We start from the raw sequence: 12,669 nt of genomic DNA, 5'->3' as shown, positions 1-12,669 counted from the left end.
TTGAATATGTTTCTTTTATTATCAGCATCGACGTCAGGTCAAGCACAACCGATGCTTGACGGTCTTAACGATATTCCTGTTCCTGCAGACATTAGTTGGTTTCCGCAAACCCTAGGCTGGAAATTGTTACTGTTTATGGCCATCGCAGCGATTGTTTATCGTTGCTATTTGCACCTACGACGTTATGTTCAAAATGCTTATCGACGGGCAGCCTTAGCTAAATTACAGCAGCTCGGTAATAACCCAGAGCAATTGGCTCTATTGCCTTTGTTGTTGCGTAAAACCGCCTTATACGGTTTTCCTCGCACCGACGTGACGGCTCATGTCGGTAAAGAATGGGCACTATGGTTAGATAACCAGTGCCAAGGCAGTCAATTTGCTCAGCACTACACAGCGCAATTAGCACAGTTATCGTACGCCGAGAGCAAGACCATGGCGGATAACGAATTTCGCGCATTAAAAGCACACATCGCACATTGGATAAAACACCATAGGGGGCAATATGATTGAGTTCGCGCATCCATTAGCCTGGTTGTTATTGCCTATTCCCGTGTTGGTTTATTGGTTATTGCCAGAATATAAAGAACAAAGAGCCTCGGTTCATGTGCCGTACTTCGCTCGCTTGGTAAAAGTATCCGGAGAAACCCCTAAAAAAGGTGCCGTTAAGCTGCTTCGACGTCGATTACAGCAGTTTCTATTGTTGTTAGGCTGGGTTGCATTGATTAGCGCCATTGCGCAACCTGAGTGGGTTGGTGAGCCGATAGAGCAAAAAAAGTCAGCGCGAGAAATTATGGTGGCGTTGGACTTATCTGGTTCAATGCAAGAGCAAGATTTTGTAGATCAACAAGGGCAAAAAATTGATCGTCTTAGCGCCGCGAAACAGGTGTTAAATGATTTTGCGCAGCAACGTAAGCATGACCGCTTAGGGCTTATTTTGTTTGCTGACGCTGCCTACCTGCAAGCACCATTTACCGATGATATTGCAACTTGGCAGGACTTATTGAATCAATCACAACTCGGTTACGCAGGCTATCAAACCGCCTTTGGTGATGCCATAGGCTTAACGATTGCGGTATTCGAACAACAAAAAAGCAAACAACGAGTATTGATTTTGCTCACCGATGGCGCGGATACAGGCTCAAAAATGCCGCCTATTAAGGCCGCCCAAATTGCTGCTAAGCATGATATTAAAATATACACCATAGCTGTTGGCGATCCGAGTAATGAAGGTGAATATGAAATGGATCTACAAACACTTGAAAAGGTTGCCAAAGCCAGTGGTGGACAAAGTTTTACCGCGATTAATCGCCAAGAGTTGCAGCAGGCTTATCAACAGATTAATGATTTGGAAAAGCAGCAATATGAGACTCTGTCTTATCGACCAAGGCACAGTTTGCATCATCTCGCTTTTGCGATTTATTTTGTCGCCAATTTGCTGGTTATCGTTATGTTATTTGCCGTTAAATTAATCGGCAGGAAAGCATTGCCACTGATTAATGAGTCAGACAATGAGCCAAAGACTGAACCAAGCACTGTTGTAAAAGGAGGCCAGTAATGAACCCTATAGCTGTTATGCAAGAATTAGGTTTGGGTTATTTGAGTGACTTCCATTTTATTCGCCCATTATGGTTACTGTCATTAATCCCTTTGTTTTTGTTTTATCGTTTTGTTGTCGCAAAAGATGATTCTTTGACTAAATGGCGTGGTGTTATGTCTGACAAGATGATCCGCCACTTAAGCATCGATGAAACGCAACAACGTATGTTTACGCCAAAACGTTTGTTTGCGGTGTTCGCAGTGGTGTCTACGTTAGTTATGGCAGGACCTGCGTGGAAAAAGCAAGCTACAGAGTTTTTTGTCGATGAGTCGGTACTGATCATTGCATTGGATGTTTCCAGTTCGATGCAATCGACCGATTTGCAACCGAGCCGCCTATTGCGCGCGAAACAAAAAATTAATGCCTTGCTCGACCAACGTGGTGACGCGAAAACTGCGCTGGTGGTGTACTCAGGAACCGCGCATATTGCCATGCCAATTACTAAAGATAGGCAAATGATCCGACATTTTCTGGATGTGCTTGATACCGACTTGTTGCCGGATAAAGCGCCACAGCAAAGCTCGACACTGAAACCTTTGGCGAGTTTGCTCAAGCAAACAACAACGGCATCTACGGTATTACTGTTAACCGATAAGACCGATTCAGACGCGGTAAATCAATTTAAATCGTTTTTCAGTGAGCAACAACATCAATTATTGGTTTGGGCTATTGCCGAGAATCCCGACAGTGGCTTGCCTGCGGCTAATGGTTTATCAAGTCAACAGCTGCAACAGCTGCAACAATTGGCGGACACCGGTCACGGACGTATGGTGCCATTTACTCACAATGGTGACGATGTCGACACGGTTATTAATAATATCGAAAACAATCTATTTGCCAGTGATGATTCGGCGCAACCATGGCACGACGAAGGGTATTGGTTGTTGTTTGTGTTATTGCCGTTACAGGCGCTTTGGTTTCGACGTGGGTGGACAATGCAATGGTAAATACAAAAACATTGGCTGCAACACCACGATGGTTTAATACCATAAAGCGTGTCAGCGTAAACTTATATTCGGCTTACCAGAAACATAAAACCGCCATAATTGCGGGTCTGGTGTTAATGCTTGGTCTCGCCATTTACCTAAGCCCGCAAGGTTTTATGAATTTATGGCTTAGCCGAGATCAGCAAGCGGCACTTTATCTACAGCAAGGTAAAGCAGAGCAAGCTGCAACGGTATTTGCCGATAAACGGTGGGCGGCATACAGTTATTTCGTTGCCGGTGAGTATGACCTAGCACAAACTATGTTCGCTCAACTGGATGGCGTTGATGCCAGATTTAGCGAAGCCAGTGCTCATGCATATATGGGTAATATCGTCAAAGCCATCTCACTGTATAAGCAGGTGTTACAAACGCAAGCTGATTATCCTGGCGCAGAAGAGAACCTGCAGATATTAGAAAAAATCTTAGCTAATGCGAAACCTGGTAAACCTAAAGCGATAGATACCGATGAGATAGATACCGAGAAAAAGGGCAGCAATAAAAAGATGCAAAGCCAAGGGGCGGGGCAGCGAGTGATGTCGGACAGTTTGTGGCTTAAGCAAGTGCAAACCAATCCGGAAAAGTTTTTACGTAAAAAGTTTCAACAGGAATACATCAATGCCAGTAAGTAGTTTATTTCAGCGCCGTGTTAATGGCTTCGCTAACGTATTTGCTAAAGCGTTTGTTATGTCGTTATTCGCGGTGATTTGTTTGTTTTTGATGACGCTGTCTAATCAAGTACAGGCATTCGAAAGTCAAGACGAGGTAACCGTCGCGGTTAGCCAAAAGACTGAGCAACCTTTAGTTGCCACGCAACAAGTGGTATTTGAGATTGAGTTGCGCAGTCAAATGCCGTTTGCCCAAGACTTTTCAGTATCATACATAGATATCGAAGGCAGTGTTGTTATCCAACCTAGTGGCGCTGCGCAGTCTACGATTGCACAGGTTGATGGTGAAACTTGGAATGTACAACGTCGCAATGTCATTGTTTATCCGCTTGAATCTGGTGACTTTCGCTTACCAAGTATCACTGTAAATGCCGAGCTACGAGATGAGCAAGGTCAATTGCAAACCCGTGTGTTAAAGACACCATCACCGTCATTTCAGGTTACCGATAAAAACCTTGAAAGTAAGGGACAAACCGTAATGGCCAGCCCAAAAGTGAGTTTTACGGTTAGTAGCAATATAGATAAACAAAAGTCGCTCAGCCCAGGCTCTGCAGTTACCTTTACGTATACGTTGTCGGCAGAGAAGCAACATGTTTTGATGCTGCCTAAAATTGTCATTGAAGAGCTGCCAGCAACAGAAAAATACGTCAAACCAGTGGTTGATGAGGACGAATTCCAGCGCTTTAAAAAGTTTAATATTGCCACAAGAAGCCAACAAGTAACCTACATTTTGCAACAACAGGGCAGCTATGTGTTTCCAGAGCAACGTATTAGTTGGTGGGACTTAAAAACCGATAGCTTGCAAACAGAGGTCATTGCTGAGCAAACCGTTGTGGTTGGTGATTCTGAGCGCGTGTTTACTGTCAAAAGTGCAGCAAACGATGCCAACGTAAACGGTGAACAGGCTGACCTCATTGCCGATTTTAACGTTGCGTGGCTATATGGACTTCTGGTTGTTGCTTTTACTATCGCCTGCATTAGACAACTGATAGTGCATCGCCATGCGTTGCTTGAATCCGATAAACATTCCTATTACGTGACTCGAAAACAGGCGGCTAAAGACTTTACTATGCACTGCAACCGCAGCGACTATCAACGTGCCGTTGATGTATTGTATCGCCTTAATCAAGCGCAGGGTAATGCCAGCGACTTATCATCTTGTTTATCAGGTCAAGCCTTAACTGTTTTACAAAAGCTGCAAGCAAAAGCTTATGCTAAAAATGGTGCACAAAGCGGGGTTAAAACCAGCGCTGAGGCAGCGCAAGGTGATATAAGCCAAGAGGATATCGATTTGCTGTTACAGGCGGTACTTAGTGCCAATCAAACCAATGATAGGGCTGGTAATAAAGGTTTTAAATTTTCAATGAAATTAAACCCTCATAAATAGTCGCAGCCTACGGCGGCATAATTTCAATTTATCTAAAACGCTCAAATCGGACTATTCGGTTTGAGCGTTTTCTCGTTCCGGCATTTGTTCGTTTAAGCATTTCATCATTTAGGCACTTCTCGTTTTGTGGTTATTGGCCTGTGCCTGTGCCAGTGCCAGTGCCTTTGCCTATGGCATGGCCAACCTATGCATTATCTGATGCAGAAAGCTAAGGCTAGCTAGCTAATATCATCACTGTTTTTTCTAAACGCTTGGGGTTAAATAACGCTGTTAACCACGCAGAATAATAAACACGGGCAATCTTTTTTATGCTCTACATTATGTGAAAACAAACCAACTAGGGAACAGGCTAATAACGTGGTAATCAAACATAAATTCAAATGGTTGGCTTTATTGTTTATCGCTGTGTTTGTTTATTTGGGCAAACCCCTTTATGACTTTTACAGTCATCGGCGGGGTGGTGCCCGTGCTGACGTGGCAATGGCTGAACGTACCGACTGATGCGCCTGTTTCGCAATCATTGTAAGACCCTCGCTATAAAGATGCCGCAAATCAAACTTTAAAAGCGATGCAGAGTCGACGCGCATTAATTGACGCAACCTCTTATTCGATTGCGATTGGTGTCAATGACAAATTAGTGTGGGCAGGAGCAATACGCTGGGCTAATCTGCAACGTGACATTCAAGCCACCCCAGACACCATTTACCGAATTGGCATTACTTCAAAAGCGATTACCGCAACCGCATTGGCGGTTCTTGTCGATAATCAACGATCAGGTTTTGTCGCCCAATAATATGCACTCAACGATTGTTGCGCCAAACAGCAGTGATGGCTCCGATAATATTACCACCTCGTATTTAAATCGTGTTGTGAATGGTCAACATCAAATCACCCCTTGGCGAGCGGTCGACTTATCGCATCGCTTACCCGGTGGTGGATTTTCCGCAACGTCTTCGGATCTGGTACGAATGGGACTTGTGCATTTGAATAATGACTATTTGTCAGAACAGGTTCGCCGCGAGTTTTCTAAACCGCAAAGATTGGACAGTGGTGAGGTGTATGAGCAAAACTATGCGCTTGGTTGGCGTTATCGTGAGTGGCAAGTCGACGGTGTTGGTTTGGCTCGCAATATAAATCATTGGGGTGTGTCTTGCGGAGCACAACGCTTTGTTGCCGTTTTTCCTGAGCTTGATATGGTGATCGCCATCAATGCAAATATTAAAACGGCGTCTTATGCTGACTTTGCGATGCTATATCAAGATATTCTGCAAGCATTTACCGAACAACAATAAAGCGCAGCAGTGCACAAAAAACATCATTACACGAAAAAGGCTTTGAACCTGAGATTCAAAGCCTTTTTTACTGTGTGTCTAATGGACAGTGTGTGTCAGTATTACTTTACTTCTTTAAAGAAGGGTAATAAACGGTAGCCTTCATCGCGTACCTTCTTGCTTGGAATATAGTGACGCGCAGCCATATTGAACTTGCCCGTTGGGTTGTCAATTTCCAAGTTGTTTGGTGCGTCTGCACCGCAACCAAAGCTTACCGTATACGTACCGTCTTCGTTAGCTGTCGCAGTATTTGAGCTGATGTTCGCTAGATCTTTGAACATAAAACCTTTTTGGTCGTAAACCGTGATAGACCAAAATGCATCGTTTTGAGGATCCTCAAAGGTCATTTGATAGCATTTATCATCGGCAAAATTTGGCGATAGCTCATAAATGTTATCGCGTAATTGAGCACCACCCCAACCAACAGCTGCACCAACAGCGTATTTTTGCTTGGTAAACATCTCTTTTGAATCATCACGTGGGTCGGTAAACATGCCGAACGTCGCATCCAATGGGTTTTCTTTAAGCATTAATGGCGCTTGTGCTTTCAATGCATCTTCAGTTTTATCGAATGATGCCTTATCTACAGCAACGGCATCAAACTTGTTGTTTGAGTTAGCACTGATGCTGATTTGATCTTGATACTTGCGTACTTCGTCTTTAGTGAATGTGGCATCTAAGCGCACGATAAGATAGACGTGTTCGCCGCTATGAGTTGTTAGGTTGTAGGTACCCGCGCCATATTTCATCGCTTGAACACGGTGATCTTCGGTAACCACTTCTAATGACATGTATTTACCGTCTGGGATTTCAGGTAGGGTAATGGTCGCCCCTTTAGATACATCAACCAATGCCATTGAGTAATAGGTATCGCGATTCATTCGCACAACAGGTTGCTTGTCTGTTGGGGTTAATTCGCGCTTATGCAATAGGTTATTAACGCCTACTAAGTCTTGATTCTTCAACATTTGACGCGATGTTTCCATCACAGGGTAGTTATTTTCATCAACGACGACACCATCTTTGGTAAAGAAATTATCTAAGCTGGTGGCTGTTGTTGCTGCCATTGCTGGTACGGTTAGAAAGCTAAGGCTGATTGCTGTTGCCAATACTAATTTTTTCATAACAGAGTCCGATTATCTTAATTTAAAAACTGGTTCAAAGGGTGCTTTATAGTCAAAACTACATCGTTCGATTTTTGACCGTTTGCTGATTGGTTGTCATTTTAATAGAGCTGGTTTTTATTACCAATTACCAATTCTTATAGGTGATATACGTATTTCGTATATCACCTTAGACATGCTATTTAGATTATAGGAAGGAATTTAGATTTAGGCTAAACGGGCGATCTCGGCAAGGGCTGCTTCGATCTCATTTTCGTTATTGATTAATGACGGCGCAAATCTCGAATAACTATTACGATAGGGGGTTGCGCTCATTATAATGCCTTTATCATGGAGTTTTTTAACCACTTGCTCCGCTGGTAAGCCGTCAACATCAAATACCACCAGACCAGATGATAAGCTGCTGGACATTGGTGTGTAGAGCTTGACATGTTTCATTTTTGCCAGCCCTTGTTTGGTTTGTGTATTGAGTTGATGTATCCGTTTTTGCACATTGGCTTTACCCAATTGCATATGCAGTTCAAACGCTTTAGGTAGAGCCCATCGATGTTCAAAAGAATGAAAGCCACCTGGCGTCATATGTTGGCCTTTCCACACTTTGTCCTGTTCGGTTAATCCTAACCAGACATCATAAGACTCACTAAAGCTTGGGATCACCGGCGCGGTCATTTGCCAGGCTTTATCGTTACCCCAGATAACACCTGTACCCCGTGGACCAAAAATCCATTTATGGGTACCAGCAACAAAAAAGTCACAGCCTAGCTCGTCGATGTTTTCATCTTCGATACCAAAACCGTGTACGCCATCTACACAAAATAGAATTTGTTTATCACTGCGTCGTTGTTTGTTCGCTTGGGCAATGGTGTTTGCCATTGCTCTGATGGGCAGTTTTACGCCGGTACAAGAATGTACCCAAGTTACGGCGATAACTTTTGTCTCTGAGCCTATGCCATCTCGTAATCGCTGCAACACATCTTTGGTGCTGGTTTTGGCAGGATCGTCATATAAATCAATGCGTTTAATGCTCGCACCTGCACGTTTTGCCGCAAATGCTAACGACATATCCGTTGAATAATGATCATGGGTTGTCTGCAGTATTTCGTCGCCCGAGTCGAGCGCAAGGGCGTTATACATGGTACCAAGGCCCATGGTTGTGCTATCGGTAAGGGCGATATTTTCTGCTTTGCCACCCATATAATTTGCAGCGCTTTTGGCGATGTCTTGATCTACGGTGAGAAACCTGTCGTGCCAATAATCGGACGGATTTTCATCTAGCCCTTTGCGATGTTCGGCGATCGCGTCAGCGACAGGTTTGGGGTGCGACGCTAATAGAAATGTCGACAGTTGTACGTAGTCATGGGTTAACGGGAAGAGTTTTCTTAACGCTTGCCAATCCCCTGGGCTGATCGATGTTGCTGCGGCGGCTAAGGCATTGCTGGTAGACGCTGAGGTACTCGATAGAGCGGCCTTTGATAGTGCTTGAGTTGATAGCACGCTGCCGCCAAAAATGGCAGCCATTCGGCTAATAAATTGACGACGTAACATAATGATCCCTATTGTAGCTGAGTTAATCGGTTGTGGCTGTGATAAGCCTAACCGACTTATGCGATGAGAAAAATGGCACCTGGAAGGCGCAAATGATGGCATAAGTGTAGGAGACAAACATCGGTTCTACCAATTTGCGCAAAAGGCAGTGCCTTGAAATTGTTAGCTTTAATAACATGCAGTGGCTGTAAATTATGAGACCACAGTTTTATCGCCGAGCTATGTCAGCAAACTTGCAGCTGCTTTGCTTTTGATGTTAGAAAAGAATGAACAGAAAAATAACAATCGGAGCGAAAAATGAAAAGAGTATCTACGGTTATTGCCATCTTGTCCGTTATCTTATCGTTTGTAGCGAATGCAACGGATCTCAAAAAAGCAAAAAGAAATACTGTTAGACAACGAAAAAGTAGAAGTCATTCGATTAACTTATCCACCTCATAGTGAATCAGGGATGCATAGTCACCAACACCCAAACTGAACCGTATATGTGTTGGCCGGTGGTGAGCTTACGTTGATTAACCACGACGGTAAAACACAGGTGTTGCAGGTTGCAACCGGCAGTGTACTTTACTTACCAGCAATGCAACATAATGTAAAAAATAGCGGTGCAACCACAGTGATCTTATTAGAGACAGAATTGAAAGCACGGTAAGTAACTAATTTATTAACTTTTTTTGTTAAGTTTAGGCGAATCAAAATGTCACTAAAGGATCACAAAATTCATACGCTATATAGTAGCAATAGAGAATTAATTGGGTATAATAGTGCGCGAAATTAAATATGAAATAGAACTTAGAGCAAGGGCTCTATAATACTAAGGAAAATCAATGACTCCGATCACGAAAACATTTGAATTCGGACAGCATAAAGTAACACTGGAAACAGGTGTTATTGCTCGTCAAGCAACGGCTGCTGTAATGGCATCAATGGACGACACGAGCGTACTAGTCTCTGTAGTAGGTAAAAAAGAAGCAGTACCTGGTCAAGACTTCTTCCCACTAACAGTAAACTATCAAGAAAAAACATACGCAGCAGGTAAAATTCCTGGTGGTTTCTTCAAACGTGAAGGTCGTCCTTCTGAAGAAGAAACATTAACTGCACGTCTTATTGACCGTCCAATTCGTCCTCTATTCCCTGACGGCTACACCAACGAAGTACAAGTGGTTATCACTGTTGTTTCTGCTAACCCAGAAATTGCCCCTGATATCATTTCACTTCTAGGTACGTCTGCGGCGCTAGCTATTTCAGGTATGCCTTTTAATGGCCCTGTAGGTGCCGCTCGAGTTGGTTACGTTAACGATCAATACGTATTGAACCCACTTCAATCAGAACTTGAAGAAAGCAAATTAGACTTGGTTGTTGCCGGTACTGAATCTGCAGTACTAATGGTTGAATCAGAAGCCGACGTGCTTTCTGAAGAAGTCATGCTAGGCGCTGTTGTATACGGTCATGAGCAATCACAAACTGCTATCAATGCAATTAAAGAGTTTGCTGCTGAAGTAAACAACCCTGCATGGGACTGGCAAGCACCTGCGAAAAATGAAGCACTTGTTGCTCAAATCGCAGAATTAGCGACAGCTGATATTACTGACGCTTACCAAATTACTGAAAAAGCCAAACGTTACGATGCGATTGGTGAAATCAAAAACCGCGTTATTGAACAACTTTCAGCCAATGTTGCTGAAGGCGAAGAGTTTGATGCCGGTGATGCCAAAGACTTAATTCACGATCTAGAGAAGAAAATCGTACGTGAGCGCATTACACAAGGTGCTCCTCGTATTGATGGCCGTGATCCAGAAATGGTTCGTGCGCTTGACGTAATGACTGGTGTTCTTCCTCGTACGCACGGTTCTGCGGTATTTACCCGTGGTGAAACTCAGGCACTAGTAACAGCGACCTTGGGTACACAACGTGACGCTCAACGTGTAGAAACCATTTTGGGTGAGAAGACTGACAACTTTATGTTGCACTACAACTTCCCTCCATACTGTGTTGGTGAAACTGGTTTTATCGGTTCACCTAAGCGTCGTGAGATTGGTCACGGTCGTTTAGCAAAGCGCGGTATCTTGGCTGTTATGCCTGATGCAGAAGATTTCCCATACTCAGTTCGTGTGGTTTCTGAAATCACCGAATCAAATGGTTCATCATCAATGGCATCAGTATGTGGTACGTCATTAGCACTTATGGATGCTGGTGTACCTATTAAAGATTCTGTCGCTGGTATCGCAATGGGTCTTGTTAAAGAAGGTGAGAACTTTGTTGTTCTTTCTGACATCCTAGGTGACGAAGATCACTTGGGTGACATGGACTTTAAAGTTGCTGGTACTCAAGGTGGTATCACTGCATTGCAAATGGATATTAAGATCGAAGGTATTACGCAAGAGATCATGCAAATTGCCCTTAATCAGGCAAAAGGCGCGCGTATTCATATCCTAAGTGTTATGGATGAAGCGATCAGCGAAGCTCGTGATGATATCTCTGATTTCGCTCCGCGTATCCACACCATGAAAATTGATTCAGATAAGATCCGTGATGTTATCGGTAAAGGTGGTGCAACCATCCGTCAATTGACAGAAGAGACTGGCACAACCATCGAAATTGAAGATGATGGTACGGTTCGCATTGCAGCAACATCTGGTGAACAAGCGAAAGACGCTATCTCTCGTATCGAAGCGATTACCGCTGAAATCGAAGTAGGCAAGTTGTACACGGGTAAAGTTGTACGCATCGTTGACTTTGGTGCATTCGTAAATGTATTACCTGGTAAAGATGGTCTTGTACATATCTCACAAATTGCTGAAGAGCGTGTGAACAATGTGTCAGATCACTTGTCTGAAGGTCAAGAAGTTACGGTTAAAGTACTTGAAGTTGACCGTCAAGGCCGTGTTCGTTTAAGCATGAAAGAAGTTGACGTTAAAGGCGATTCAGCTGAGTAATGGTTAACAATCATTAGCAAAAATGCCGGTCAATGACCGGCATTTTTTTTGCCTGATGTATTTTTATCCAGTTGGCTTAATTTAATTGTTTAAAAGCTATCGTGCTTTTGTGTTTGTCAGCCATTGCGATATACTTAACCCTAATTGATTATATTAATTTCAATATCTTAGGACTCTCTGTGAAATTTTCCCTCGCTATTTTCACCAGTTTGGCTGTATTAGGGCTAAGCGCATGTTCGACCACAACAGACCAATCCGCTGCGTCTTATTCACAAGCAAAAGTACTGATTGCAAAACCGCTACCTGTTAATCCACAAAGTGAGTTGGCATTGGCTAGGTTAACGGAAATTTTAACCAAAATGGAGATTACCCAAGAACAACGTGCCAAGTTGTTTTACGATCGCGGTGTGATTTACGATAGCGTCGGTCTGCGCGGCTTAGCCAGTTTTGATTTTCAACGCGCGCTGCGTTTGCAGCCTGATTTAGTTGACGCGTACAATTTTATGGGAATTCACCATACGCAGCGGCAAAATTTCGTTGAGGCTTACGATGCCTTTGATTCGGCCATTGAACTGGATATGAATCATGAATACGCGTATTTGAATCGTGGCATCGCCTTGTATTATGGTAAGCGACCACAACAAGCGTTGGCTGATCTGCAACGTTTTCAATTGCAACAACAAAATGATCCTTATCGAATCGCTTGGTTGTATTTGGTTGAATATGAAATTGATCCAGAATTGGCAAAAGCCAACCTGAGACAACACCTAGATGGCCTAGATCATAACAGTTGGGCAAATAATATTTTGCGCTTGTTTTTAGGCGACATCAATGAACAGGAGCTGATTCAAACAGTCTCTGTTGGGGTGTCTGATCATAAACAATTAATTGATCGCTTGTGTGAAGCGTATTTTTATTTAGGTAAATACAATCAATTAGTTGATCGTCCAAATACCTCTGCTGATTATTTTAAATTGGCGTTAAGCACCAATGTTTACGAGTTTATTGAACATAGGTATGCGGAATTAGAGCTCGACCTTATTGAGGCGCAACTTAGCGCACCTTAATTTATGTCTCGGTGGTATTATCTGATTTGTT

The 12,669-nt window shown here is 43.3% G+C and carries 11 protein-coding genes; 9 read left to right on the top strand and 2 right to left on the bottom strand.

What is annotated here, in order from left to right; genetic code table 11:
• Nucleotides 1–6: 6 nt before the first annotated feature.
• The 7 genes from E2K93_RS00355 (at nt 7) to E2K93_RS00320 (ending at nt 5,927) form a co-directional block, all read left to right on the top strand.
• Nucleotides 7–510 (top strand): DUF4381 domain-containing protein, encoded by a 504-nt coding sequence (locus E2K93_RS00355; RefSeq protein ID WP_135437178.1) that lies wholly within the window; start codon nt 7–9, stop codon nt 508–510.
• Nucleotides 503–1,555, top strand: a complete 1,053-nt coding sequence (locus E2K93_RS00350) for a vWA domain-containing protein (protein WP_135437177.1) — start codon at nt 503–505, stop codon at nt 1,553–1,555. The genes E2K93_RS00355 and E2K93_RS00350 overlap by 8 nt, the downstream gene beginning before the upstream one ends.
• Complete coding sequence (locus E2K93_RS00345) at nt 1,555–2,544, top strand: vWA domain-containing protein (RefSeq protein WP_135437176.1); 990 nt, start codon at nt 1,555–1,557, stop codon at nt 2,542–2,544. Before E2K93_RS00350 ends, E2K93_RS00345 begins: the two co-directional genes overlap by 1 nt.
• On the top strand, nt 2,538–3,212 hold the full coding sequence (locus E2K93_RS00340) for a tetratricopeptide repeat protein (protein ID WP_135437175.1): 675 nt from the start codon (nt 2,538–2,540) through the stop codon (nt 3,210–3,212). Before E2K93_RS00345 ends, E2K93_RS00340 begins: the two co-directional genes overlap by 7 nt.
• Entirely contained in the window at nt 3,199–4,635 is a 1,437-nt protein-coding gene (locus E2K93_RS00335) for a BatD family protein (RefSeq protein ID WP_135437174.1), read from the top strand. Before E2K93_RS00340 ends, E2K93_RS00335 begins: the two co-directional genes overlap by 14 nt.
• Before the next feature lie 568 nt (nt 4,636–5,203).
• Nucleotides 5,204–5,428 carry a serine hydrolase gene (locus E2K93_RS00325; RefSeq protein ID WP_135437172.1) on the top strand — a complete coding sequence of 75 codons (225 nt, stop codon included), beginning with the start codon at nt 5,204–5,206 and terminating at the stop codon, nt 5,426–5,428.
• The gene (locus E2K93_RS00320; protein WP_189637818.1) at nt 5,415–5,927 is read left to right on the top strand and encodes a serine hydrolase; all 513 of its coding nucleotides are present in this window, start codon (nt 5,415–5,417) and stop codon (nt 5,925–5,927) included. The genes E2K93_RS00325 and E2K93_RS00320 overlap by 14 nt, the downstream gene beginning before the upstream one ends.
• A 101-nt stretch (nt 5,928–6,028) precedes the next feature.
• Here the strand turns inward: E2K93_RS00320 and E2K93_RS00315 are convergent, their stop codons facing one another.
• Entirely contained in the window at nt 6,029–7,090 is a 1,062-nt protein-coding gene (locus E2K93_RS00315; protein ID WP_135437170.1) for a DUF1254 domain-containing protein, read from the bottom strand.
• Nucleotides 7,091–7,297: 207 nt separating this feature from the next.
• Nucleotides 7,298–8,635, bottom strand: coding sequence for an aminotransferase class V-fold PLP-dependent enzyme (locus tag E2K93_RS00310; protein ID WP_135437169.1), 1,338 nt, complete (start codon nt 8,633–8,635; stop codon nt 7,298–7,300).
• An 827-nt stretch (nt 8,636–9,462) separates the two neighbouring features.
• Here E2K93_RS00310 and pnp point away from each other — a divergent pair.
• Both pnp and nlpI read left to right on the top strand, forming a co-directional pair.
• Nucleotides 9,463–11,571, top strand: a complete 2,109-nt coding sequence (pnp, locus tag E2K93_RS00305; RefSeq protein WP_135437168.1) for a polyribonucleotide nucleotidyltransferase — start codon at nt 9,463–9,465, stop codon at nt 11,569–11,571.
• 179 nt (nt 11,572–11,750) lie between these two features.
• Nucleotides 11,751–12,638, top strand: a complete 888-nt coding sequence (gene nlpI, locus E2K93_RS00300) for a lipoprotein NlpI (protein ID WP_189637817.1) — start codon at nt 11,751–11,753, stop codon at nt 12,636–12,638.
• Nucleotides 12,639–12,669: the final 31 nt, after the last annotated feature.

The organism is Thalassotalea sp. HSM 43, assembly GCF_004752005.1.
Classification (GTDB): domain Bacteria; phylum Pseudomonadota; class Gammaproteobacteria; order Enterobacterales; family Alteromonadaceae; genus Thalassotalea_A.
Note: the sequence above shows the minus strand (reverse complement) of the source record. Positions and strands in the feature narration are given on the sequence as shown.

What these genes read in the sequence shown, in the direction of transcription:
- E2K93_RS00355 (WP_135437178.1), top strand. Translation starts at nt 7, where the DNA reads ATGTTTCTTTTATTATCAGCATCGACGTCAGGTCAAGCACAACCGATG.
- E2K93_RS00350 (WP_135437177.1), top strand. Translation starts at nt 503, where the DNA reads ATGATTGAGTTCGCGCATCCATTAGCCTGGTTGTTATTGCCTATTCCC.
- E2K93_RS00345 (WP_135437176.1), top strand. Translation starts at nt 1,555, where the DNA reads ATGAACCCTATAGCTGTTATGCAAGAATTAGGTTTGGGTTATTTGAGT.
- E2K93_RS00340 (WP_135437175.1), top strand. Translation starts at nt 2,538, where the DNA reads ATGGTAAATACAAAAACATTGGCTGCAACACCACGATGGTTTAATACC.
- E2K93_RS00335 (WP_135437174.1), top strand. Translation starts at nt 3,199, where the DNA reads ATGCCAGTAAGTAGTTTATTTCAGCGCCGTGTTAATGGCTTCGCTAAC.
- E2K93_RS00325 (WP_135437172.1), top strand. Translation starts at nt 5,204, where the DNA reads ATGCAGAGTCGACGCGCATTAATTGACGCAACCTCTTATTCGATTGCG.
- E2K93_RS00315 (WP_135437170.1), bottom strand. Translation starts at nt 7,090, where the DNA reads ATGAAAAAATTAGTATTGGCAACAGCAATCAGCCTTAGCTTTCTAACC.
- E2K93_RS00310 (WP_135437169.1), bottom strand. Translation starts at nt 8,635, where the DNA reads ATGTTACGTCGTCAATTTATTAGCCGAATGGCTGCCATTTTTGGCGGC.
- pnp (WP_135437168.1), top strand. Translation starts at nt 9,463, where the DNA reads ATGACTCCGATCACGAAAACATTTGAATTCGGACAGCATAAAGTAACA.